We start from the raw sequence: 25039 nt of genomic DNA on the forward strand, positions 1-25039 counted from the left end.
TCTGTCACTTATTTTTAGTATTCATAAACAGCGGATTGATTTGGATAAAAAGAAAGTCACTTACAAAGATGTGGAGAAATCAGACAATAATGGTAACAATGATTCTAAGGACTCCGGGTCTGGAAATGGAGAAAGCGGTAATCAGAACGCAGGCGGAGCACAGACTGGGGATGAGGCACCTGTTATGCCATTGCTCCTCATGCTGCTAGCAGCTATGGGAATCATTGTCCTGATCGTACGAAGAAGAAAAATAGCAGGATAACAAAATTGTCACAGGGGAATAAATTTAATATTTTGTTGGTAAGAAATGCGCATAAAAAACAATTCAGATCACAAAATGTTGGAGTTAATGACGAAAGAATGTGAAAAAAACATAGAATAAACGTAAATATATATAGAAACATGCGCAAAATGCGCAAAAATAGAGTGATAAATGCACAAATACCTATTAAAAAATATAATAAAAAGAGTGATCATTTTCAAACTGTATTCATAAAAAGCTCATCTTAGAATCTCGAATGAATCAAGATTACGCATACCCATGACCATATTTCTATTTATAAGCACAGCTTAATAGTCAGAATTGCGCATCAATTTTGCGCAAAAAATGTCGTTGACAGATAATTTCTGGTGTAATAAGCTAGAGTTATCCAAAGGGAAAACTTCATAGGCATCAGATAGTAGCATTCACAGACATTCCGCTACTATTTTTTATTCCTGAGTGCGCAATCGATTGCTCAACCCTTGCTAAATAGAGGTTCTGCAATCAGATCCAATATGAAGTATATGAAAAAGGTAACCGGTGGAAGGAACAGCAAGGAGAAAGAGGTGATAGGAAATGGCTGGAGAACTGATCAAAATGGAGCATATCTGCAAAGAGTTCCCGGGAGTCAAGGCGTTGGATGACGTGTCCTTTGAGCTCAAGGCAGGGGAAGTACATGCTCTGGTCGGCGAGAACGGTGCGGGAAAATCCACATTGATGAAGGTGCTGACCGGCGTCTATACGAAGGATTCCGGCAGGATCCTGCTGAATGGGGAGGAAATCAGCATCAACAATGTAAGGGATGCTCAGCGTAAGGGCATCATTATGATCCATCAGGAATTAAATCTGATGAACCATCTGACAGCTGCGCAGAACATTTTCATTGGGAGGGAGTACAAAACTAAAGCAAAGATTTTCCTGGATGCAAAGACGCAGAACCAGGAGGCGAAAAAGTTATTCGAGAGACTGAATCAGGATATTGATCCTGCGGTAAAGGTTGGGGACTTAACCGTAGCCAAGCAGCAGATGGTAGAGATCGCAAAAGCGCTCTCCTATGACTCCAGGATTCTGATCATGGACGAACCCACCGCGGCCTTAACGGACAACGAGATCGAGGACCTGTTCCGGGTGATCCGGATGCTGCGGGAAGAAGGCAGAGCGATTATACATATATCCCACAGGCTGGAAGAGCTGAAACTGATCTCGGACCGCATCACGGTCATGCGGGACGGGGGCTATGTGGATACTGTGAATACGCAGGATACCACCATCGACCAGATTATCAAGATGATGGTCGGCCGGGAAATATTTGTTACAAAACAGGAAGCTTTCGCAGAGAAAGACAAGAAAGTCTCCCTGGAAGTCCGGAATCTGAACGCCGGCCGTATGGTACGGAACGTAACCTTCCAGGCAAGAGAGGGAGAGATCCTGGGACTGGCAGGTCTGGTGGGAGCCGGAAGAACCGAAACAGCCCGCGCCATATTCGGAGCCGATCCCCACGAGAGCGGAGAGATCCTGGTGCACGGCAAGCAGGTGAAGATCAACTGTCCCAGCGACGCGGTAAATGCAGGAATCGCCTATTTATCTGAGGACCGTAAGCGGTACGGGCTGGCGCTAGGCCTTTCGGTAGATGAAAATGTCTGTATGGCGGATATGAAAGATTTCCTGAAAGCGCTGGTATTTATCAACTTCAAAAAGTCCCGTGACAATACGACAAAACAAAAAGAATCGCTGAGTATCAAAACTCCTTCGATCAAACAGAAAGTAAAACTTCTATCCGGCGGGAATCAGCAAAAGGTCGTACTTGCCAAATGGCTGACCCGGAATTCCGATATCCTGATTTTCGACGAACCCACCAGAGGGATCGATATCGGAGCCAAGAATGAAATCTATAAGCTGCTGAATATACTGGCGGCTGAGGGCAAAACGATCATCGTAATCTCATCGGAATTACCGGAGATTATAAGGACCTGTCACAGAGTTCTGGTCATGTGTGAGGGCAGAATTACCGGAGAGGTAATGGGGGACGAGATCGATCAGAATGTCATCATGGGATATGCCACCAAACGAGAGGCATAAGGGAGAAGGAGGAAAGAACAATGAAAGTAAAAAGTTTACTGAAAAATAAAGATGTTTCCCACAAACTGATCATACTGGCAACCTTTTTTCTGCTGATTATCTTCTTCAGCATTATGAAGCCCAGCTACGCCAGCTATGACAATATTATGACGATCCTGCTGGCCACCTGTGTGAACGGCCTGCTGGCTCTGGGATGTTCCTTTGTCATCATCACAGGTGGAATCGATATTTCCGTCGGTACGGTTATGACCTTCTCCTGCGTAATGAGCGGTACGGCGTTTACGCTATGGCATTTTCCGATCTGGCTCGCGATCCTGTTCGGTTTCTTTATAGGCGCTTTGTGCGGCGCGATCAACGGATTCGCCGTGGCTAAAATGATGCTTCCGCCGTTTATTGCTACCATGGCCATGCAGATGATTACGAAAGGGCTTTCCCTGGTGGTGTCCGGAATCAAACCCGTCTATTTTACCGGGGCGGAAGGATATCAGAATATTGCCATCGGTGAATTCCTGGGGATTCCCGGATTCTACAATGCGATTATCATTCTGATTATCGCGGCGGTGGTCGCTCATATATTGTTTTCCAGAACCCTGATCGGACGTTACGATCTGGCGATCGGCTCCAATGAGGAAGCGGCCAGACTCTCCGGTATCAAAGTGAATCAGTGGAAGATTGGTATCTATTCTCTTTGCGGGCTGTTTTGTAGCGTTGCGGGCCTGGTGATGTCATCCCGTCTGAATTCCGCGCAGCCTCAACTGGGGCCCGGGTATGAGCTGGAAGCCATCGCGGCGGCTGTAATAGGAGGGAACTCCCTGACCGGCGGCGAGGGAAGCATTGTAGGGACACTGATCGGAGCGCTGATTATCAGTTCTCTGACCAATGGGCTTCGTATTATGGCCGTGTCCACGGAGATCCAATCGGCTATCGTAGGCCTGGTTTTGGCTCTGGCCGTATTCTTCGATCAGATGAGAAGGAAAAAAGGCTGATTTTAAGAAGAAAAAAGGCTATCAACCGGCTATCAGCCCATAAGGGCTTAGCATATACCATTACTTATCAAAATAAAAGGAGGTAAAAGTAATGAAAAAGTTATTAGCAGTTCTCTTAACCTTAACGATGGTGGCAGGCGCCGCCGTAGGCTGCGGCTCCAAGAGTGAGGAACCGGCAAAAAGTGAACCTGCGCAGAACGACGCTGCATCGGACCAGGCTCCCGCAGATGCAGACGCTTCCGCGCCGGCAGCTGATGGAGAAGAACCCTATGTAGCTATGATCGCGCTTGGATTTTCTCATCAGTTCTGGCAGGCGGTAAAATCCGGCGCTGAAGACGCTGCTGCCGATTTGGGCGTGAGAATTACTTTTGAAGGGCCGGAGCAGGAGACCATGGTAGACAAACAGGTCGACATGCTGAAAACTGCTCTTGGAAACAACCCGGTGGCTGTTTGTATGGCAGCGATTGACAATGAATCCGTAGCCGGTATTCTCCAGGAAGCAAAAGGAAAAGGAATCAAAGTGGTAGGCTTTGACGCCGGTGTAGGCGAAGCGGAATCCGATGCGAAATGTTCGACCGACAGCAAGGCGGCCGGCGCACTGGCAGCAGAACATGCGGCTGAGCTTCTGGGCGGAAAAGGAAAAGTTGGCATAGTTGGACATTCCCAGACAGTTGTTGATGCTGTAGAGAGAGTTGTAGGATTCAAAGAAAAGATAGAGGCAGATTATCCGGATATCGAGATTGTCGATGAACAGTATGGCGAGGGTGACCACTTAAAATCTGCAGAGATCGCTAAAAGTATGGTACAGGCTAACCCGGATATCCAGTTGATTTATACATCTAATGAAGGGGCATGTGTCGGTACTTACAATGGACTGAAAGAAGCAAATAAACTAAAAGACATAAAGCTGATTGGCTTTGATTCCTCAGCAGCCATGAAAGAAGCAATCAAAAATGGTGAAATCGCAGGGGCGATTACCCAGGATCCGGTTGGAATGGGTTACAAGACAGTAGAAGCTGCAGTAAAGCTGGTCAACGGAGAGAGTGTAGAATCCTTTGTCGATACCGGTTGCTATTGGTATGACGCTAGTAATATGGATGATCCGAAGATAGCGCCGTTACTGTACGATTAATCCTCAAATTCCCTGGAAGGACAGCTGTGTAAGGTCAAGGTTTGTAACTGATTACTAAGGTTTGTAACTGATTACTAAGGTTTGTAAATGATTAGTGAACATGGATTTGGATTGCGTAAAAAAAAGAACAATGTTACAATTTAGACAACCATATCCATACTAACCACAAGGAAGCAATTCGCTCGACGGATCCCAATAAGCCATGCTTTTTAGCAACGGCAGACACATAAGATATGGAAATTTTAAAATACAGGAGCAGGTATGAGCGCAACATTAAAAGATATCGCTGAATATTTGGGGTTATCTCCTTCTAGTGTATCCAGAGTATTGAATAACAAAGGACGTATTAGTGAAGAGACCAGGAAAAAAGTATTTGAAGCGGTAGAGAAATTTCATTATCGTCCCAATGAAACAGCCCGTGAACTAAAAATGCAGAGAAGCTCCACAGTAGGAGTGATTATCCCGGACGTGGCCAATACTTTTTACGTAAAAATGCTGAAAAGTATAGACCAGATGTTATGGGATGCAGGGTACAGCATTATATTCTGTGATACAAATGAGAATATCGAACGGGAAAAGGCTTATTTTGAGCTGCTGAAATCCAAGAAGGTAAGCGGAATGATTATCGCGACAACTTGTAAAAGCGATATCTATGAAAAGGAGAGTAAGCTGGGCAACTATGTTTTCGTGGACAATGCGCCGTATATTACAAATAAACCATATTCTTTTGTGAGTGTGGATAATGAAAGGGCTTCCTATGAACTGACTCAGAAGATAATCGATCATGGCCATCGGGACATCGCTATGATCAGCGGAAATCTGGATGAATCCTCCAGCATTGACCGTGTGACAGGTTTTAAAAATTGTCTGTCCGACTACGGTATACCCTTTAATCCGAAACGGCATTATATTGGCGACTGTCACTATACCAGCGGATATGAAATTACAAAGAGACTAATCGAACACGATAATCTTCCTTCTATAATATACGCTCATAATAACGTAGAAGGCTTCGGCGCGATGTATGCGCTGAAAGAAGGAGGAGTCCGGGTGCCGGAGGACGTTTCGCTGGTCTGCTTCGACGGATTGGACGACGCTAAGCTGATTGAACCGGTATTTACAGGAGTCAGCCAGCCGATAGAACGGATCGGAGAGATTGCGGTACAGATGATCATTGACAATCTTCAGAATGATGGAAATTATTTAAAGACCGTTACGAATTTCCTGGATTATACATTTATTGAGGGAAGCTCCCTGAAGAAGATTAATTAGACCAATTGCTCCGACAATATCGTAAAGTTTATAAAGTGATTTTACGGGTGAGCAATCGATTGCTCGCCCGTTGCACAAAAAAGAGATATATTTCCACAAAGATAAGAATTTAACGACAGGAGACGGAACGTGAAAGAATATGGGAAAAAAGTCTGGTTCTTTCCAGATGGGGACAGGCCGCCATTTGGAGACAGTGAATTAAAGGGACATGAATCCGTGGTTGTGCTAAATCCTAATGACCGGGATGCGCATATCCGCATAACCTTTTACTACGAGGATGCGGATCCGGATACAGTAGAAGGAATTACGATAGAAGCTTACAGGGTTCGGTGCATGAAAACCCACGAAGAGCAATACTTTGGAGAACACACCCAGGCCCTATGCAGACAGTACGCAATGAAAGTGGAGAGTGATGTACCAGTTATCGTACAGTACGGCAGGCTGGATGCGAGACAGACAAACCTGGCCTATTATACGGTAATGGGTTACGGCTTTGAACAATAAATAGATTATAAAAATAATGGAGGAACAACATATGAACAGAGTAATGATTCCTGACGAAGAATATAAACAAAGAATCTTAAGGGCGGCGAAACTGGCCGGCGAGAGAGGACTCGATATATTAGTGGTAAACGGCTCAGAGGCCGACTATGCCAACACCAGATATCTCTCCGGTTTTTGGCCGGTATTTGAAAGAGCCGGCGTGGCCATCACCCCGGCGGGAGATTGCGCCTTGATGGTAGGCCCGGAAAGTCAAATTTTTGCCTCTGATTTTGGTCATATTGAAAAGGTCCGCGTGCTCCGTGAATACCGGGAGTCAGCGAATCCCCAGTATCCGGAGCTGCATCCCACAAACTTTAGGGAAGTATTCAAAGAATTAGGTGTTACCGGTGATCACATTAAGATCGGAATGGCTGCCTGGCTGGATACGAACCTTGTGATCTACGAAGGCATCAAAGAGTGTTATCCTGAGGCGGAACTGATCCGTTGTGACGACATTATGACAACTTTAAGAAGTGTAAAATCCGATAATGAGATCGCCTGCTTAAGAGAAGCGGCACGGATTACGGAGATCGCCACACAGGAAGTAATCAGGGCATTGCGTCCGGGCGTAACTGAGCTGCAGATGGTGGGTATCGCCCAGAAGGCAATCTATGAAAACGGCGGTGAGTACGAAGGTCTTCCGCTCTACGTTTTCTCGGAGAAATCAACCCAGCACGCCATTTCCCGTTCCTCCTACCGAGAAATCCAAAAAGGCGACATTGTCCAGATTAATCTGGCAGCCAAGATAGACGGGTATTCCCCTTCTATTGGGATGCCCGTATCCATGGGACCGCTGGCCGGACTCAAAAAAGACCTGGTGGAATTCTGTCTGAAAGCTCATATGTGGACAGAGAAACAGTTAAAAGCTGGTGTAATTGCAGCCGATATCGCCAAAGATTTCATTAAATACTTTCAGGACAACGGATATGGCGATAACCTGTTGTACGGTCCCTGCCATGGGCTGGGCTTGATCGAAGTGGAAGCACCGTGGATGGAAACAATCTCGGATTATCCGCTTTTACCCAACATGACGTTCCAAATCGATACTTTTGCCATGGGACCGAACTTCGGTCTGCGCTGGGAAAAACCCATTGTTATCACCGAAAGCGGCTGCGATTTACTCAGCCCCCAGATAGGCACTATCCACGAAATCGACTGCTAATCAGACAATTTTATTCAAATTGGGACATGTCCAAACTGAACGGACATGTCCCAAACTGGAATGGACATGTCCCAAACTGAAATGGACATGTCCCCCAAACTTAGACCTACTGTCCTGTGCTTGCCTTAGAATATTCTATTCACGCCGGGGCAGTAGTTTTCAATTTTGTGAGCAAACGTTTGCGCTATAGAAGGAAAGGAAGAATCGTATGAATTATATAGCAAAATTAATCATTCCGACACTCTGCCATGACGTACATTTTGGAGCGCAGATCCGCATCGTCTGTGATTATATGAAAAGGTAAGCCGATATGAGCTCGAATCTGAAGGATCTCTCCGAATACCTTGGACTGTCCATTTCAACCGTAAGCAGGGCGCTGAATGGAAAAGGGCGGATATCAGAGGAAACCAGGCAGCGGGTAATGGATGCGGCCAACAAATTATCCTATGTGCCGAATAATATGGCCAGATCGTTAAAGCTCAGCAGCAGTTCCATCGTGGGTGTGATCCTGCCGGATATCACCAATGTATTCTACACCCGGATGCTGCAGGCCATCGACCGGGAGCTGAGCTATCATGGCTATAATATGATCTTCTGTAATACCGACGAAGATATAACGAGAGAACAGATGTACTACGATCTGCTGAAAGTTAAAAATGTTATGGGTATTATTATCTCCCAGGCCTGCCGGAATGACATCTATGAGCGGGAAAAAGAGCTTGGAAATGTGGTGTTCGTGGACAATATACCGCGGGTAACCCAAAACAGCTATTCATTTGTGGGGATTGATAACTATAAGGCAGGCTACGAACTGACGGAAAAATTGATTTCAAACGGTCATAAGGACATCGTGGCTATATCCGGTACCCTGGAGGAGACGACAGCCATAGACCGGCTTAAGGGATTTCGTGATTGTATGCGGGATCATGAGCTGTCCTGTGAGGAAGGGGATGTATATATCGGAGAATATACTTCGGAGAGTACATCTGAGGTGGTCAGCCGTATCATAAGCCGGCCGAACCTGCCTACTGCGGTCTATGTATCAAACAATATACAGGCCTACGGCACGATTCTCGCCCTGGAGAAGGCGGGTCTGTATGTACCGGAGGATATCTCCGTCGTATGCTTCGACGCCATCGACTTTACGGGGCTGATCCGTCCCAGGCTGACCTGTATTCTGCAGCCAGTGGAAAAAATAGCCCGGACTGCGGTGGAGCATATCATCCGGAACGCCGAGTCCCAGGCGAAATGCCAGATTACCAATTATATTCTGAACTATGAAGTCCATGAGGGAGACTCCCTGAAGAAAAGAGCACAGGGAAGAAAGAAAGGAGAAAATCTATGTCAATCGTAAAAATGCAGGAGTTACTGGAAGACGCGAGAAAAGAAAAATACGCGGTGGGAGCATTTAACTGCTTTAACATCGAGATGGTCCAGGGAATCATCTCGGCTGCGGAGGAGGTCAATTACCCGCTGATCCTGCCGCTGGCGGAAAGCCATATCAAATTCTCAGACTGGGAGCTGATCTCCTACATCATGAAAAACCAGAGTGAAAAATCCACGGCGAAAATCGCTTTACAGCTGGATCACAGCAAGACCTTCGGGACCGTGGAAAAAGCGCTGAAAGCCGGATTCTCCACGGTGATGTTCGATGGATATGAGCTGGCATTTGAGGAAAAAATCAGGCAGACAAGGGAAATCGTGGAAATGGCCCACGCGTCCGGCGCCTTGGTGGAAGCGCCTCTTGGGAAAATAGGGACTGTGGGAAAAGACGCGGCGGCAAAATATGATCACGATGCCATCACCGATCCGGAGCTGGTAGACGAGTTTACCCGGAAAACAGGTGTGGATATACTGGCGGTATCGGTCGGTACCATGCATGGAAAGACACCCGGCGAGAGCCATCTGGATTATGACAGGCTGGAAAAGATCTGCCAAAAGACCGACGTCTACATCTCTTTGCACGGGGGAAGCGGCGTGTCCGATGATGCTTACCGCAGGGCCATAGAGATTGGCGTTGACAAGATCAGTATCTTTACGAGAGTATCCACGGCAGCGGTCGATGAGATCGCGCGGGTTCTGGAAAATGGCTGTATGCGGTTCCCGGAACTTCTGGTGGAGGCGAAACACGGTGTGACGAAAGAAGTTGCCCGGCTGATGCGGATTTTCGCGAACCGATAGGTGGCCTTATGAGTTTGATGGGGATCGATATCGGAACCACCGGCTGTAAAGTCTGCGCGTTTGCGGAGGATGGGACCTTGCTCAGCAGAAAATACAGGGAATACGGCCCAAGGAATCATAGCAGTGGTATACCGAATGAGGGAAGCCGATACGAGGAAAGTTATACCGGGCAAAAGAAAAGAGCCGTAAGCCAAAGCAGTCAGGAACAGGGCAGGAATAAACATGGCCGGATCATACAACGGGATGGTATATACGAGCTGGATTCCGAGCAGGTGATCATAGATCTGTTTGAATGTATACAGGCCGTAAACCATGAAGTAAAAAAAGACCCGGTGACAGCCCTGGCAGCCAGTGTGTCAGGAGATGAGTTTGTCCCGGCAGGACAGCATGGCGAACCATTGGGCCCGGTGATCATGTCCATGGATGAAAGAGGCCGGGAGGAAACGAAACAGCTGCTGGAGCAGTACACAAAGGAAGAGCTGTATCAAATGACCGGTCTGCCCCTGCACCACAAATACGGCCTGCTGCGGATGCTTTGGTATCAGAATAACCGGCCGGATCTGGAACAGCGCATCGGACGGTATCTGTCCTGGGAGGATCTGATTTTTCAAAGACTGGCAGGCGAAGACATCCGCTGTTCCGGCCGCAGTGTTCTGGCCCGGTTCATGCTCATCGATATCCGGACGAACCGGTACAGTGATAAGCTTCTGCAGAAATATTCCATCCCTGAGGACAGACTTTCCGCACCGGTGGACCCGGGAACGGTGGTGGGGATGGTGCAGTCCGCCATATCCGAGCAGCTTGGGTTTCGGTCACCGCCTCTGCTGGTGGCAGGCGGATTCGATCAGTCCTGTGCTGCGCTGGGCGCCGGAGTGTATAAAAAGGACAGCGCCATGGTAGGGACCGGAACCATGGAATCCCTGTCTGTGTGTAGTGAACGGCCGATTCTTTCTTCCGCGCTTCTGGCAGGCGGTTATCCTTGTAATCACCATGTGATTCCCGGTTCCTACACCTGTACAGCAACTAATGTATGCGGCGGAGCCATGTTAAAATGGGTCCGGGACCAGCTGGGCCGTGAAGAGAAGCAAAAAGCCGCTGCGGCCGGTACGGATGTATACAGCGAACTGCTGGCACAGTGTCCGGACGGGCCGACGGGGCTGCTGGTGCTCCCCCATTTTGCGGGCTCCGGCCCTCCCAGCAAAGACGCCGGGGCTCTGGGAGCTATTCTGGGCCTACGTCTTTCCAGTACCAGGGAAGACCTGATCAAAGGCGTGTTAGAAGGGGTTACCTATGAACTCAGACAAAATATGGAGCAGTTGGAACGTGGATGCGGCCGTCCGCTACCCAGCCTGTACGCGTCCGGCGGCGGGGCCGGTTCTGATTTCTGGCTGCAGTTAAAGGCAGATATTACCGGAAAGACCATATATAAAGTATCCTGTCCGGAGGCCGGCTGCGCCGCGGCCGCCATGCTGGCGGGAATAGGTGCCGGAATCTACACGGATCTCCCCCAAACCGTGCCATTCTATGTCAAAACCGGAGGCAGATTTTACACAAATAGGAAAAATTACAACATCTATACAGAGTTTTATGAGGAGTATGTAAGGATATACCCGGCGACAGCCGGTATCTCCCATCGGATAGGCGAAATCAGGAAAGAAGGTGGGAGAACCAGGACATAGCATGCAGGAAAAGAGATGGTCCGTTATGCCAATGCGGCGGGAGCGCTGTGCGCTGCCGGACATACCGGAATGCCTGCGATGCCTGATCGTGAGAGAGTGGAAAAATTCATAAATGAAAGAGAGGAAGGTATGTATGCAGCCCAAAAAGCAATATTATGAAAATGCAGCTAAAACGGTTATTAAAAATATGGAAAGAAGAGGAATCCGGGGATATTACTGTGATTCCAGGGAAGCCGCGGTGGAACAGGTTTTAAAGCTGCTTCCGCCCCAGGGTGTCATCGGCTGCGGAAGCTCCCAGACCGTAGCCCAGACGGGAGTGCTGAACGCTGCAGTGCAGGCGGGCCTTACTCTGATCGATAAGAAAGCCGCCAGAACACCGGAAGAAAAGCTGGCCGTCTATGCGAAAACGATCTGTTCCGACTGCTATTTTATGAGTACGAATGCGTTTACGCTGGATGGGGAACTGGTGAATATCGATCAGACCGGGAGCAGAGTATCCTGCCTCATGAAAGGTCCCAAACAGGTCTTTATTCTGGCAGGGATGAACAAACTGGCAGCCGATGTTAACAGTGCTGTCTTAAGAATACGCAATCAGGCGGCTCCTTCAGAAACCGTCCGGCTGGGCTGCCAGACGCCTTGTTCCATTACCGGGCGCTGCGGTGACTGTCTCAGCGACGACTGTATCTGCGGTCATCTGGTGGTGACGAGATATTCCTGTCAGAAAGACCGGATTCATGTGATTCTTATCGGTGAAGAACTGGGCTTTTAAAGGATTAAAATGCAGGCATTAAGTGCTCATAGCGATAAAAAATAGTAGCGCTCGAAAAAGCCTCGCTGACTATTTTTCATGCATCGCACGTAAATGCCCATAAAACGGGCATTAAGTGTTCATAGCTATAATAAATAGGATCTCCAGGCAAACCATACATTATAAGAAAAGGTTTGTGATTTCCACAAATAATTCATGTATAAAAAAAGGAAAATTGCCCATATTAAAAACAGAAAAGCAAGAACATTGCTGTCTATAGAATATGGAAAAGGAGATACTATTATGAAACAGTTTAAGAAATTATTCTTAAGTGTGACAGTATTACTTATGATTTGCCTGGCTACGGCCTGCAGCAACGACAAGAAAAATAATAACAACACCACAGATAACGGTACAGGTACCACCACGGAGTCCGGAACCAATGCCACAGCGACACCTGCCGCTACAGCTACACCCGGAACCACCAACAACAGTGCTACCGAAGGAACTGATGCCACCGACAATAATGACGGCACAGCAGGAAATGCTGCCGGGGATATTATCGATGGAGCTGCCGGAGCCGTTGATGAAGCGGTAGACGGCGTGAAAGATGCCGCTGATGATCTGACCGGAAACGGAACCAACGATGGTGTGGAAACGACTGCAACCCCGAACGGTGCAGCACAGTAATACAGTACGGGTAAACCTGAAAGGGACACCGCCCTATAGGCCGGTGCCCTTTTTTTGCCGTTCTGTGCGTGACGGCAGAAGTCAGATACTTTTTAAAAACTGATCAATGTAATAAAGCGCGCAGCCGATGGTAGCGGACCGTTCCCCGCAGACCCCTGGCTTTATGGAGAAGTCATGAAGCGGAAATGGATAATAATCCCGCACAAAGTCATATAGAACCGTAATGTCCTCCTCCCGGATATAGGTCTGAACCAGCCCGCCCAGGATCACATCATTATCCAGAACCGTATGAAGATTGCTGATTGCCAGTGCCAGTTTGCGCAGATAGGCGGTCCAGAGGTCCTGCCGTATCTTATCGCCATGCCGCAGATAGTTAAAAAAGCTGTTGAAATCTTCTTCTATCCCAGATTCTTTCATTAATTCTTTTAGACTGTTGGCTGAGCAATACGCTTCCACACAGCCCTTTTTCCCACAGTAACAAGGCTTTCCGTCCGGCACCATACACATATGCTCAAAAACGCCGCTTCGGGCTTCCTGGCCGTGATAGATATGTTTGTTGAGTATAACCGCTCCTCCCAGATTCCGGTTCAGCGATATATAGACACCGTCTGTGATCTCTTTTTGGTGCCAGAGCTCAGCGAAGGCGGCGGCTTCCGAATCGTGGATTAAGATGCAGGGAAGGGTAATATACCTGGAAAAGCTGTCCAGAGACATATCGGTGGCACCCAGGATCTCCGCGTAAGTTGCCAGTTTGCCATCCTGTGAGGTCAGCCCCTGAATTCCGATGCCCACTCCCAGAATATGTTCAGCGGGATATGGAATTTCACGGATGAACTGGTTGATCCAGTCCGCTAATTTTCGGAAACATTCCTCTGTGTTATCGAACTGGAGCATAAGCGAAGATTCTTCCAGCGAGTGGCCATAGAGATCGATCGCAGCGATGTAGGAGATCGATTTTAGAATTTCTACTCCGATACCGATTCGGGCTGTGTGGACACAGGAGATCATCTGCGCTTTCCTGCCTCCGGTTGACTGATACAGGCCATTCTTTTCGATGAGTCCCATTTCCTCTAATTCTTTCAGGTTTTGGTTTACGGTGGGCAGACTGAGATTCAGATCGCCGGCGATCGTCTGACGGGAGGTGATTTTATTATTATAGATATTTTCAAATACTTTACTTCGGTTAATTTTCTTTAAATCTGTGGATGTTAGTGTAGTTACGCTCAATTTATTCACCTCATAGGACTTTTGCAAAAGTTATGTATAAAACTAATATAGCAGTAAGTAATAAAAATGTCAATCCTTCCGTTATCTATCTGATTAACCACAAATTTCTACTCAATCTCAGCCAGATTTACGGAGGTTCTCTTATCATCCTTATAGTCTCATAGCCATTTATATAGATTTTTTTACAAATACAGACCGATTCAGGATATGATATCACGTCACGGTAAGTATCGTGGTACGTGTCAAGATATATTAAAGATATATAAGATATATCAAGATATATACTTATAAATATTACTTGTAAAGATTACATCATAAAAATAAATATCCCAAATTATGTGAATTATGCACAAAATATATAGTTTAAATTTAGCAAAATTAGGAATTGTTATATGATTGCAAATCTGATAATATAATAATTAGTTTAACAAAACACATTTACATAAGTGAATTGCAAAAGGGGGCGGAAATGCTACGACATTTATCAATACCAAAGGAAAACCGGGTCATCACTTTGGCATCGGAAATCGTTTACGGGCAGCGCAGCGAATGGTGTGACTCCACCTACCGGCCTTTGAAATTAAGCCTGATGCGCAGCAGACAGTTTTTTGAATACGACAGGAAAGAAAAACTGCCGCTGCTGATCTGGCTGTGCGGAGGCGGATTTACCACAATGGACCGGAACGTCTGGATTCCGGAGCTTGCCTGGTTCGCGAAGAGGGGATACGCGGTTGCCAGCGTAGAATACGGTACCACCTGCAGAACCCGTTTTCCCGAGCAGCTGGAAGATATAAAATCAGCGATACGGTTCCTGCGGGCCCATGAAAAAGAGTACAATCTGGATCCGGAGCGTTTTGCCCTGGTAGGGGAATCCGCCGGCGGATATCTAAGCCTGCTGGCCGGAGCGACCGGTGAGGATCAGACGTATAAGACCGGCGGATATGAGGTATATCCGGAAAAGGTACAGGCGGTTGTGGCGTTCTATCCGGTGACCAAACCATCGGAAATGGATTTTTGCCCTGAAGTGGTTCCGGTGCCTCCGGATTTTAAGCGCTACCCCGATATACCGGATCTGCTGAGTGACCGGACACCGCCGGTGATGCTGCTTCATGGCGACGCGGATACACAGGTGCCGTTCGGACAGAGCGAGGAACTATATTGGGCGCTGACTGACCGCGGGATACCGTCAGAGTGCTGCATTATCGAAGGCGCGGAACATGCGGATGAGCCATTTGTGCAGGAGGAAGTGAAACAGATGGTTTTGGAATTTTTAAACCAGCATTTAAAGAAAGAAGGCAGACAATGAAAGCAGCAGTTTTTTACGGAAAACATGAGATGAAAGTAGAAGAGGTGCCCATGCCGCAGGTAGGCGAAAGAGATGTGCGGATCAAGGTGGAGGCCTGCGGGATCTGCGGTACGGACGTACATATTTTTGAAGGGGATAAGGGCGCGGCGGCCTGTACGCCTCCCACGATCCTGGGCCATGAGTTTTCAGGAGTTGTGGAATCGGTGGGAAACCTGGTTACGGACATAAAGGTTGGGGACAGGGTGAGCGTGGATCCCAATCATTACTGCGGAAAATGTGACTATTGCCGCGATGGAATCGCACATTACTGCGAGCACATGACCGGCTACGGGACTACCGTGAACGGGGGATTTGCCCAATATTGCAGCGTGGATGTCAGACAGGTGTACCGGTTGGGAAAGCATACCAGCTTTGAACAGGGCGCGATGACAGAACCACTGGCGTGTTGTCTGCACGGAATAGACATGTGCGGGATTCATCCCGGCAGCCATGTGGCGGTCATCGGCGGCGGAATGATCGGGCTGCTGATGGTACAGCTGTCCAAGCTTTCCGGAGCGGCCTCGGTGATCCTGCTGGAACCGGTAGAAGGCAAACGGGACATGGGGCGCAGGATGGGAGCGGATCTGTGTGTGAACCCCATCGGGACGGATGTCGGGAAGCTACTGGCAGAACAGGGAATCAGCAGACTGGACACGGTGATCGAGTGCGTAGGCAATGTAAATACCATCCGCCAGGCCATTGACCTGGCAGGGAAAAAATCGGTTGTGATGATGTTCGGCCTCACGAAACCAGATGATGAGCTGGCCATAAGGCCTTTTGAAATATTTGAAAAGGAAATCGAACTGAAATCTTCCTATATTAATCCCTATACCCAGAAGAGAGCGCTGGATCTGATCGATTCCGGCCAGGTGGATGTGCAGTCCATGATCTGCGAAACCGCGGGACTTACGGATCTGGCAGGCATACTTAGCAGCCCGGAACGAAGAGCCAAGGGGAAATATGTCATTTCGCCCTGGAAATAAAATCAAAAAATATTAAAGTTAAAAGGAGAAGGAAAATGAAAAGAAAACTTATGAAAAGTGTATTGGCGGCCATACTGGCGGGCCTCATGATGACGACAGGATGTACATCAAAGGCGGAAGAACCTGCAAATGCAGACGCTCCCCAGGGAACCGAAGCCGGGGCGGCTCAGACCACGGCGGCTCCAGACGCGGCGCAGACAGAGGATCAGAAAGCAGAGAAAGGCAGCTATAAGATCGGTTATACCATACAGGATCTGGCAAATCCCACCTGGGCGGCTAAGATTCAGTATATCACGGAAATGTGCGATGAGCTGGGATGGGAGGTAGCAGCGGTCGATAATGGCGCAGACTCCGGAAAGCAGATCACCCAGGTTGAGAACTTTGTGACCAGCGGTGTGGACGTAGTGGTCGTTCAGCCGGCGGATGCGAATTCCCTGACGGACGTGTCGAAGAAAGCGCATGACAAGGACATCTACATGATGGCGGACGGCGTATCTTTCCCGGAAGCGGATCTTTCCTATATTAATGATAACTTTACCGTAGGGAAAATGGTGGGAACCGCCTGCGGCGAATGGCTGAATCAAACGTTCGGAGAGGATGCGAAGACAGAGGTCGCGATCTATGAATGGCCTTCCATCAAAGAATGTATCGACCGTGTGGATGGCATGAAGGAAGGGTTAAAAGAGACCGCTCCCAACGCACAGGTGGTGGCATCCGCATCCGCGGCCAACGTAACCGACGGCATGTCCAACGCGGAAAATATTTTGCAGGCACACCCGGACGTGAAAGCATTTATGTGCTTTGGCGACGGCGGAGCCCTGGGTGCAAGCGAGGTTCTGGAGGCAAAGGGAACAGGGGCCGATGAAGTCGGCATCTTCTCCATCGACGGAACCGACGAAGCGCTGACAAAGATCAAAAACAATACACCTTTTAAAATGTCTGTGAGCCTGGGCAGCCCGAAGGGACAGGCGGAAGGAATTATGGAAGCTCTGCAGGCGCTTTTCAGCGGCAGCTATGAAGAAGTATATTATACCCCGAATGAAGTCGTGGACAGCTCCAATGTGGATGAATATCTGAAATAGCAAAAATGTGCACAGCCTGCCTTATGTGAGACGGGCTGTGCAGATTAGATGAAATCGGCGGCCCGCAATTTCAGGAGAAGGAAGCTTCTAAAAGAAGGAAGCCCGCAATTTCAAATGAGGGAAGTTTAGATTTCAGAAGAACAGAACCACATGCAATTTCAGAAGCAAAGGGTGAAGATATGGAAAATAACAACATACTATCGGTTCAGGAAATCGTGAAAGAATACCCCGGGGTAAAAGCCCTTGACAAGGTCAGCCTAGATTTCAGAAAAGGGGAGATCCATGCGCTTATGGGAGAAAACGGCGCGGGAAAATCCACGCTGATCAAGGTGATCGCCGGGGCGATTCAGCCGGACGGCGGCGCCATCTATATGGACGGAAAAAAAATAGAAGCCATGGATACGAAGATATCCAAGGATCTGGGCATTGCGATTATTTACCAGGAATTAATGATGGTACCTGCCCTTTCCGCCTCGGAAAATGTCTTCCTGGGCTCTGCGGTTCGAAAAGGCGTGATGATCGAGCGAAAAGAGATGGAGAGGCGTTCCCGTAAAATATTTGAGGATCTGGGTATCAAAATAGATGTCAGAAAACCGGTGGGAAAGCTGACCGTAGCCTATCAGCAGATGGTCGAAATCGCCAGAGCACTGTCAAAGAATGCGAGAGTCCTGATCATGGACGAACCCTCCGCAGCCCTGACGGAAGAAGAAGTCCAGACCATGCTGCGGCTGGTTCTGAAGCTGAAGGAAGCTGGTGTGACGATCATCTACGTCTCTCACAGGCTGGATGAGGTGTTCCAGATTACAGACCGGATCTCCGTGCTGCGGGATGGCCGGTATATTACCACACTGAACACAAAGGATACGGATAAAACGGAATTAATTCATTATATGGTAGGCAGGGATTTAAACGAGACATTTCCGGCCCGCAACAGCAGGATCGGGGAAGTGGGGCTGGAGATTAAAAACTTCTCCGGAAACGGAGTGAAGGACATCAGCCTGTCCGTAAGGCACGGTGAGATACTGGGCCTTGGAGGCCTGGTGGGGGCAGGAAGGACGGAGCTGGCCCAATTGATCTACGGCCTGAAAAAAACGGAGACCGGAGAGCTTTACCTGGACGGAAAACGGACCGCAATCCGTTCGCCGAAGCAGGCCGTGCGCTGCGGGATGGGCCTGATTCCGGAAGACAGAAAGCAGCTGGGACTGCTGCTGGATTTCGACCTGCAGGAAAATATATCCCTGCCGTCCCTGCCGAGGATATCCAAAGGGATCATGATCAGGAAAAGACAGGAAGGGAAAATGGCACAAGACCAGCAAACCGCGCTGAACATAAAGACTCCTTCCATGAAACAGAAAGCCAAAAACTTAAGCGGCGGTAATCAACAAAAGGTAGTACTGGCCAAATGGCTGGGAGCCAATTGTGAGTATCTGATTTTCGACGAGCCTACGAGAGGAATCGATGTCGGCGCAAAGCAGGAGATCTATAAGCTCCTGAATCGGCTGGCGGAGGAAGGAAAATGTATACTCATGATTTCATCGGAGATGGAAGAACTGATCGGTGTCTCAGACCGGATTATCGTATTGTGTGAGGGCCGTAAGACCGGGGAACTTACCAAAGGGGAGTTCAGCCAGGAGCGTATCCTGTCACTGGCCTCCGGGACATAATGGAGGAGGATGGAAGATGAAAGGAATTGTGTTAGAAATAAGAAAATCCAGTAAACTGCCGATTGTTTTGTTGCTGATTGGTATTATTATATTCTTTACCGTGTTGTCTCCGGCATTCTTAAGTTTTGATAATTTTCTGAATGTATTCCGTCAGATTTCCATGATTGGGATTGCGGGAATCGGTATGATCTGCGTAATGCTGACCGGCGGAATCGATCTGTCCATCAGCGCGCAGGTTACCCTGGTAAATATCGTCTGCGCATTTATGATGGTAAATATGGGGATGCATCCGGTCCCCGCAAGCCTTGCGGCGATTCTGATCACAACCCTGCTGGGAACCTTTAACGGCATTCTGGTTGCCTATGGCAAATTAATACCGCTGATCGCGACCCTGTGTATGCAAAACATGCTGAAAGGATTGAGCTATATTATTTCCAAAGGCCAGCCAATCTTTGGATTTAACGAGTCCTTTAAGATACTGGGACAAGGATATGTGGGAGCGATACCTATTCCGGTAATCGTATTAATCATTGTGGCGGTCCTGGGGGCGGTATTCCTCAACAAAACTTATATAGGAAGATACTTCTACTGCATCGGCGGAAACGAGGAAGCCACCAACCTTTCAGGAGTCAATACGACAAAGGTAAAAGTACTTGCATACAGTGTCTGCGGATTCTTCTCAGGTCTGGCCGGTATTGTTTGGCTTTCCAGAGTCAACTCGGGACAGCCTACCACCGGAAACGGCTTTGAATTTGACGTGATCAGCGGGATTGTATTGGGAGGCGTCAGCATTCTCGGAGGCGAGGGCGATGTGCTCGGCGCCATCCTGGGAGTGATAGTCATCGGCTTGCTGAACAACGGCCTGACACTTCTTAATGTGGGTGAGTATTATCAGCTTCTGGTGAAAGGGTTCGTATTGCTGCTGGCAATCAGTATGGACAGTTTTAAGAGGAATTTTAAGAAGAACTAGGATTTGGCAGAAAGGATTGAGCAGAAAGATAAAAGTATATATTTACAAGACCATCGCCTTATAGGATAATAAGTGAAGAACACTTTCCCCTTTGCAAAGGAGCGTTATCAGAAAGGCAGGGCTTTGTATATGAAATTTCGTCCATGCATTGATATACATAACGGACAGGTAAAACAAATCATCGGAGGAAGCCTGCAGGACCAGGGAGACCAGGCTTTAGAGAACTTCGTGGCAGAGAAGGATGCGGCCTACTATGCCCGGTTCTATCACAAAGACGGGCTTAGCGGCGGGCATATCATACTGCTGAATCACAGGGACTCCCCTTATTATGAGGCCACAAGGCACCAGGCGGAACTGGCGTTAAAAGCCTGCCCGGGAGAATTTCAGATCGGCGGGGGGATCGCCCTTAACAACGCGTTGGATTACTTGCGGATGGGCGCTTCCCATGTGATCGTGACCTCCTATGTATTCCGGGAAGGGAAAATTCAGGAGGAAAATCTTAAGACCATCAGCCGTCTGGTGGGGAGAGAACACCTGGTTCTGGACCTGAGCTGCCGGCAAAAAGAGGACGGTTATTATATCGTAACGGACCGGTGGCAGAATTTTACGGAAGTCAAAGTGAATCCGGAAACACTGGATGAACTGGCCGTCTATTGCGACGAATTTCTGATCCATGCCGCGGACGTGGAGGGCAGGGCACAGGGAATCGAGTACGATCTGGTGGAAATGTTAGGGGAGTGGGAGGGAATCCCGGTCACCTATGCCGGCGGTGTTGGAAATTTCGACCATCTGGAGCAATTATACATACTGGGACAGAATCGCCTGGATGTGACGATCGGCAGTGCGCTGGACCTTTTTGGCGGCTCCATGGATTATAATAGAGTGCTGGACTTTTGCGAAGCGTCCAGGGAATAAGAGTAGATAGGGAACACGGATTCGGAGAATTCTGACAGAATTCTCCATTTTTCGTGTTTTAACGAAAGATTTCACAAAAAGTTAAGAATTTCAGACAAAATTCTCTGCTATAATGGATACGGAAATTTTAGTATGCAGATAATATCCGGGCATGTCTATAACCGGATTCTCAATACAGACAGGTTTAAAGGAGAACTCATGTTTCGAAAGAAATACAAATATATCATAGTTTCCATTATTATATATATGTTTCTCATAGAAAACGCTATGACTGCGCTGGCGGCCGTGCCAACTGCGGAGTTCCCGGAAGGATGGCCCCAGGGGCCCAGTGTGGAGGCGGAGTCCGCCATCGTCATGGAGGCCAGCACCGGAGCTATTTTATATGAAAAGAATAGTCATGAAGAATTATATCCGGCCAGTATCACCAAAATTATGACAACTTTGCTGGCGCTTAAAAACAGTTCTTTAAATGAGTCCGTGACTTTTTCTCATGATGCCGTATTCAGCGTAGGTGCTTCGGATGCCAAACTGGGGGGGATCGACGAGGGGGATAAGCTGACCATGGAGCAGTGCCTCTATGGGGTTATGCTGGCTTCGGCCAATGACGTGTCCTATGCGGTAGCGGAACATATAGGGGGAAGCTTATCCAAATTCGTGGACATGATGAATGAAGAGGCAAAAAAGCTGGGCTGTGAAAATACCCACTTCATGAATGCCAGCGGCCTGCCGGACCCGGAACACTATACGACAGCCTATGATATGGCGCTGATTTCTCAGGAAGCCCTCAAAAACCCGGTGTTCTGCCAGATCGCGCAAACCATGGTTTACACGATACCGGCGGATGAGTACTGCCCGGAACCCAGAGCCAGGGCGAATCATCACGAGATGAAGTCCAATGGGAAATATCCGTACGACGGCTGGACAGGAGGAAAGACCGGCTGGACAGCCTCTGCCGGATACACCCTGGTCACATTTGCCCACAAAAATAATATGGATCTGATCTGCGTGATTATGAAATCTTCCCAGACAGGCCAATATACCGATACCAAGGCGCTGTTGGACTACGGCTTTCAGAATTTTAAACGTATGAATCTGTCAGATGCAGACGCCCAGACGGCAGAACAGGAATCGGATGACAATCCACTGGGGCTGGGCGATTTTATGAAAGAACAGCCCCTGTTAGGCATCAACTCCGAGGACTACATCGTGATTCCCGGACCGGCCAGCTGGGACCAGATCGAGGCAGAGTTCATACCCGATGCCCAGGACGATGAGACGGCCGGAAGCATGCGTTATACCTATAACGGTTACTATGTCGGTACCGGACGAGTCGTGTTAAACGCAGAGAATGCGTACAAGTTCCAGGCTTCTACAAATCTAAGCCGGAAGAATTCCGCCCAAGGGATACTGAAGATTAATCCCTGGATCATCGCAGCCGCGGCGGTCCTGGCCGTCATACTGATCGTTGTTCTGATCCTGATATTCAGACGCCCGCGCCGCAGGCGCCGGGGGCGGAAGCTGAGGTTCTGATCCCGGGGAAGCTTGATCAATGCAAAGATCCGGTAAAATGATTGTAAAAAACTGTTAATATGGTATAATAATAATACCATATGTGAATGCGGTAAAACGCTCCAATGTGGGAATAATTCATAAAGGAGTTGAGCATCATGCGTTTTATAATCAGCGGAAAAAATATCGATGTGACAGAAGGTTTAAGGTCAGCAATTACGGACAAGCTAGGAAAGTTAGAAAAGTACTTCACTCCTGAAACAGAAGTTATCGTAACTTTGAGTGTTGAGAAAGAAAGACAGAAAATAGAAGTAACCATTCCGGTAAAAGGAAACATTATCCGTTCAGAACAGGTCAGCAATGATATGTATGTCTCCATCGACCTGGTGGAAGAAGTGATCGAGCGGCAGTTAAAGAAATACAAGAACAAAATCGTAGATAAAAAGCAGCAGGCTTCGGGGAACTTCCAACAGGCTTATATTGACAAGGATTATGAGGAAGATGACGAAATCAGGATTATTCGTACCAAGCGTTTCGGAATGAAACCCATGTATCCGGAAGATGCCTGTATTCAAATGGAACTGTTAGGACACAGCTTTTTCGTTTTCCGCAATGCGGAAACAGACGAAGTAAATGTTGTCTATAAACGAAAAGGAAATACCTACGGACTGATCGAACCGGAATTCTAAAGATATAGAATAAAGATGCGCTGTCGTTATCAGAGGACAATCTGAACGACAGCGCTTTTTTACCGGGAAACCATGTTTTGGGATACCTGCTGCATAAAAACTCCGTACGGCCGGAACTCATTCATTTAACCGGCATAATCTATTATAGGTAAGAACTATTTACCAATGGACTATAAAAGGAGTAATTAAAATGATAGAAATAGATAATGCGCTGCAGGTATCATTGTCGCGTCCCTTCCTTATATACGAGGGTTCGGATATTACAGGAACCGTTGATGGAAATGCAGGGCCGGAAAGCTACTGCAGCCTGTCCTATACAGGAGCTTCCCGGTATCGCCTGAACAGAGAAGACCACAATCAGATCTTCCAGTTTTTCCTTACCGCGCAGGGGAGTGAGAGACTGGCTTACTGCCTGGATAAATTCGCCGATGGCCCCTACGGTGACGTCCCTTATCAAAGTACCACATTCGAAAGCCTGTTTCCAAATGCAACGGCCAGGCAAAAAACTATGCTGGCATGGATTTTGGCAAACGCATTCCCCACAGTAAACGCTTCCGATACCTTCGCGCTGGTCGGTGTCGACGACAAAGCCTCCCCGGTTCTGGATAACAACGATGCCTATGCGGTGGTACAGATAGCGGTGTGGGTACTGCTGGGCCAGATCGCCCCGGACGAAGTCTACTTTCTGGACTGTACAACCGGAGCGCCCCATCCCAAATCCGACCGCTTAAGAGCCGCAGTACTAAAACTTCTGGAACTGGCCGGCAGCTACGCAGATGCCGGCACGACCGGTAATTCCAGCATTTTGGGGGCATCTACCTGTACCTGCAGCAATGAACTCATCAACTGCTGCAACAAAGGCAGTATACCCGGTAATCCAGCAACGCCATATCTCATATTTCGCGGCTGTCCAAATGAAATACGCACGGTCTGTGACCGGGTAATGGTGGGACCTTTCCGGCTTCTCTCCAACTTTAACGGCCAGCCCGCGATTACGATAGAACCTCTGTGCGTATGTGACGATGACTTCACAGCCACGTACGTGGACTTTTGCGGTAATCCGATAACCTATCCGACGTTAAATCAAGAGTTTTATATCGCACTGCGTATGTGTTCCAACAGCCTGTGTTTTCGCGTAAAAGCAACCCTTACCGGGACGATCACCCGCGTAATCACAATGAAACCTAACAGTACAGCGTTAAACTATCAGCCGATCGGCGCCACCTTTGAGGATCAGACTGTAACACAGTCCGCTGATATCTGCGTATGCCTGATCAACCCTCAATTAGTAGGCAAGGGGAAAAGCCATGGCAATGGTATCCAAATACTGAATAACAACAATAATAACAACAATAACAATAATAATACGAATAATAACAGTAACAATAATGGAAATGCCGGCGGCCTGATATGTGGTTTGCCATATCCGCCCTTTATAGGATGGCCGTGTTGTATTCCATGGTGGATGTGTCCGCAGGATACTGATCGGCCGCCTTATCCGCCTAGACCTCCGTATCCGCCTAAACCACCATATCCACCGTACCCCCCATATCCACCAGAACCACCATACCCGCCATATCCACCTAAACCCCCATATCCACCAGAACCACCGTACCCCCCATATCCACCTAAACCACCATACCCGCCTTATCCACCTAAACCCCCATATCCACCAGAACCGCCGTATCCGCCATACCCGCCTAAACCACCATATCCTCCGGAGCCGCCGTGTCCGCCGAAGCCATGTCCTCCAGAGCCGCCGTGTCCGCCGAAGCCATGTCCTCCGGAGCCGCCGTGCCCGCCGAAGCCATGTCCTCCGGAGCCGCCGTGCCCGCCGAAGCCATGTCCTCCAAAGCCGCCGTGCCCTCCAGAACCGCCGTGCCCGCCAAAACCACCCTGTATATGTGAGCCATGCTGTAAA

The 25039-nt window shown here is 48.3% G+C and carries 22 protein-coding genes and 1 pseudogene; 21 read left to right on the forward strand and 2 right to left on the reverse strand.

Annotation, left to right across the window (positions count from 1 at the left end; translation table 11 throughout):
* The first annotated feature begins 40 nt into the window (after positions 1 to 40).
* The 12 genes from ABC831_RS11465 to ABC831_RS11520 all read left to right on the forward strand — a co-directional run bounded on the left by ABC831_RS11465 (position 41) and on the right by ABC831_RS11520 (position 12734).
* Positions 41 to 262: an LPXTG cell wall anchor domain-containing protein gene (locus tag ABC831_RS11465; protein WP_343248262.1), complete on the forward strand. Its 222-nt coding sequence runs from the start codon at positions 41 to 43 to the stop codon at positions 260 to 262.
* A gap of 576 nt (positions 263 to 838) precedes the next feature.
* Entirely contained in the window at positions 839 to 2341 is a 1503-nt protein-coding gene (locus ABC831_RS11470) for a sugar ABC transporter ATP-binding protein (protein WP_343248263.1), read from the forward strand.
* Positions 2342 to 2361: 20 nt separating this feature from the next.
* Complete coding sequence (locus ABC831_RS11475) at positions 2362 to 3327, forward strand: ABC transporter permease (protein ID WP_343248264.1); 966 nt, start codon at positions 2362 to 2364, stop codon at positions 3325 to 3327.
* Between the two features lie 91 nt (positions 3328 to 3418).
* Positions 3419 to 4459, forward strand: coding sequence for an ABC transporter substrate-binding protein (locus tag ABC831_RS11480; RefSeq protein WP_343248265.1), 1041 nt, complete (start codon positions 3419 to 3421; stop codon positions 4457 to 4459).
* A 261-nt stretch (positions 4460 to 4720) separates the two neighbouring features.
* Complete coding sequence (locus ABC831_RS11485) at positions 4721 to 5731, forward strand: LacI family DNA-binding transcriptional regulator (RefSeq protein WP_343248266.1); 1011 nt, start codon at positions 4721 to 4723, stop codon at positions 5729 to 5731.
* 129 nt (positions 5732 to 5860) lie between these two features.
* The gene (locus tag ABC831_RS11490) at positions 5861 to 6235 is read left to right on the forward strand and encodes a sensory rhodopsin transducer (protein ID WP_343248267.1); all 375 of its coding nucleotides are present in this window, start codon (positions 5861 to 5863) and stop codon (positions 6233 to 6235) included.
* 31 nt (positions 6236 to 6266) lie between these two features.
* A complete protein-coding gene (locus ABC831_RS11495) occupies positions 6267 to 7436 on the forward strand; it encodes a M24 family metallopeptidase (protein WP_343248268.1) in 1170 nt (389 codons plus the stop codon).
* Between the two features lie 310 nt (positions 7437 to 7746).
* Positions 7747 to 8790 carry a LacI family DNA-binding transcriptional regulator gene (locus ABC831_RS11500; protein ID WP_343248269.1) on the forward strand — a complete coding sequence of 348 codons (1044 nt, stop codon included), beginning with the start codon at positions 7747 to 7749 and terminating at the stop codon, positions 8788 to 8790.
* Positions 8778 to 9617 carry a class II fructose-bisphosphate aldolase gene (locus tag ABC831_RS11505; protein ID WP_343248270.1) on the forward strand — a complete coding sequence of 280 codons (840 nt, stop codon included), beginning with the start codon at positions 8778 to 8780 and terminating at the stop codon, positions 9615 to 9617. The genes ABC831_RS11500 and ABC831_RS11505 overlap by 13 nt, the downstream gene beginning before the upstream one ends.
* An 8-nt stretch (positions 9618 to 9625) precedes the next feature.
* Positions 9626 to 11296 carry an FGGY-family carbohydrate kinase gene (locus ABC831_RS11510; RefSeq protein ID WP_343248271.1) on the forward strand — a complete coding sequence of 557 codons (1671 nt, stop codon included), beginning with the start codon at positions 9626 to 9628 and terminating at the stop codon, positions 11294 to 11296.
* 133 nt (positions 11297 to 11429) lie between these two features.
* Positions 11430 to 12065, forward strand: a complete 636-nt coding sequence (locus ABC831_RS11515) for a lactate utilization protein (RefSeq protein ID WP_343248272.1) — start codon at positions 11430 to 11432, stop codon at positions 12063 to 12065.
* Positions 12066 to 12347: 282 nt separating this feature from the next.
* Positions 12348 to 12734: a hypothetical protein gene (locus ABC831_RS11520; protein WP_158346277.1), complete on the forward strand. Its 387-nt coding sequence runs from the start codon at positions 12348 to 12350 to the stop codon at positions 12732 to 12734.
* Between the two features lie 81 nt (positions 12735 to 12815).
* On the opposite strand, the gene ABC831_RS11525 is transcribed toward ABC831_RS11520, so the two are convergent.
* Positions 12816 to 13961 (reverse strand): ROK family transcriptional regulator, encoded by a 1146-nt coding sequence (locus tag ABC831_RS11525; protein ID WP_343248273.1) that lies wholly within the window; start codon positions 13959 to 13961, stop codon positions 12816 to 12818.
* A 469-nt stretch (positions 13962 to 14430) separates the two neighbouring features.
* Between ABC831_RS11525 and ABC831_RS11530 the strand changes: the two genes are divergently transcribed.
* The 9 genes and pseudogenes from ABC831_RS11530 to ABC831_RS11570 form a co-directional block, all read left to right on the forward strand.
* The gene (locus ABC831_RS11530) at positions 14431 to 15267 is read left to right on the forward strand and encodes a prolyl oligopeptidase family serine peptidase (RefSeq protein WP_343248274.1); all 837 of its coding nucleotides are present in this window, start codon (positions 14431 to 14433) and stop codon (positions 15265 to 15267) included.
* On the forward strand, positions 15264 to 16289 hold the full coding sequence (locus tag ABC831_RS11535) for a zinc-dependent alcohol dehydrogenase family protein (protein WP_343248275.1): 1026 nt from the start codon (positions 15264 to 15266) through the stop codon (positions 16287 to 16289). Before ABC831_RS11530 ends, ABC831_RS11535 begins: the two co-directional genes overlap by 4 nt.
* A gap of 35 nt (positions 16290 to 16324) precedes the next feature.
* Entirely contained in the window at positions 16325 to 17371 is a 1047-nt protein-coding gene (locus tag ABC831_RS11540) for a sugar ABC transporter substrate-binding protein (RefSeq protein WP_343248276.1), read from the forward strand.
* 179 nt (positions 17372 to 17550) lie between these two features.
* Positions 17551 to 19035, forward strand: coding sequence for a sugar ABC transporter ATP-binding protein (locus ABC831_RS11545; RefSeq protein WP_343248277.1), 1485 nt, complete (start codon positions 17551 to 17553; stop codon positions 19033 to 19035).
* A gap of 16 nt (positions 19036 to 19051) precedes the next feature.
* Positions 19052 to 20005, forward strand: a complete 954-nt coding sequence (locus tag ABC831_RS11550; protein ID WP_343248278.1) for an ABC transporter permease — start codon at positions 19052 to 19054, stop codon at positions 20003 to 20005.
* Between the two features lie 129 nt (positions 20006 to 20134).
* Positions 20135 to 20920 (forward strand): phosphoribosylformimino-5-aminoimidazole carboxamide ribotide isomerase, encoded by a 786-nt coding sequence (gene hisA / locus ABC831_RS11555; RefSeq protein ID WP_343248279.1) that lies wholly within the window; start codon positions 20135 to 20137, stop codon positions 20918 to 20920.
* 198 nt (positions 20921 to 21118) lie between these two features.
* A complete protein-coding gene (locus tag ABC831_RS11560; RefSeq protein ID WP_343248280.1) occupies positions 21119 to 22450 on the forward strand; it encodes a D-alanyl-D-alanine carboxypeptidase family protein in 1332 nt (443 codons plus the stop codon).
* Between the two features lie 137 nt (positions 22451 to 22587).
* Positions 22588 to 23118, forward strand: a complete 531-nt coding sequence (gene hpf / locus ABC831_RS11565; protein WP_343248281.1) for a ribosome hibernation-promoting factor, HPF/YfiA family — start codon at positions 22588 to 22590, stop codon at positions 23116 to 23118.
* Between the two features lie 190 nt (positions 23119 to 23308).
* A pseudogene (locus ABC831_RS11570) lies at positions 23309 to 23857 on the forward strand (thioester domain-containing protein); the annotation flags it as partial.
* 961 nt (positions 23858 to 24818) lie between these two features.
* Here the strand turns inward: ABC831_RS11570 and ABC831_RS11575 are convergent.
* Positions 24819 to 25031 carry a hypothetical protein gene (locus ABC831_RS11575; protein WP_343248318.1) on the reverse strand — a complete coding sequence of 71 codons (213 nt, stop codon included), beginning with the start codon at positions 25029 to 25031 and terminating at the stop codon, positions 24819 to 24821.
* Positions 25032 to 25039: the final 8 nt, after the last annotated feature.

It is taken from the genome of Diplocloster hominis, assembly GCF_032380655.1.
Classification (GTDB): domain Bacteria; phylum Bacillota; class Clostridia; order Lachnospirales; family Lachnospiraceae; genus Diplocloster; species Diplocloster hominis.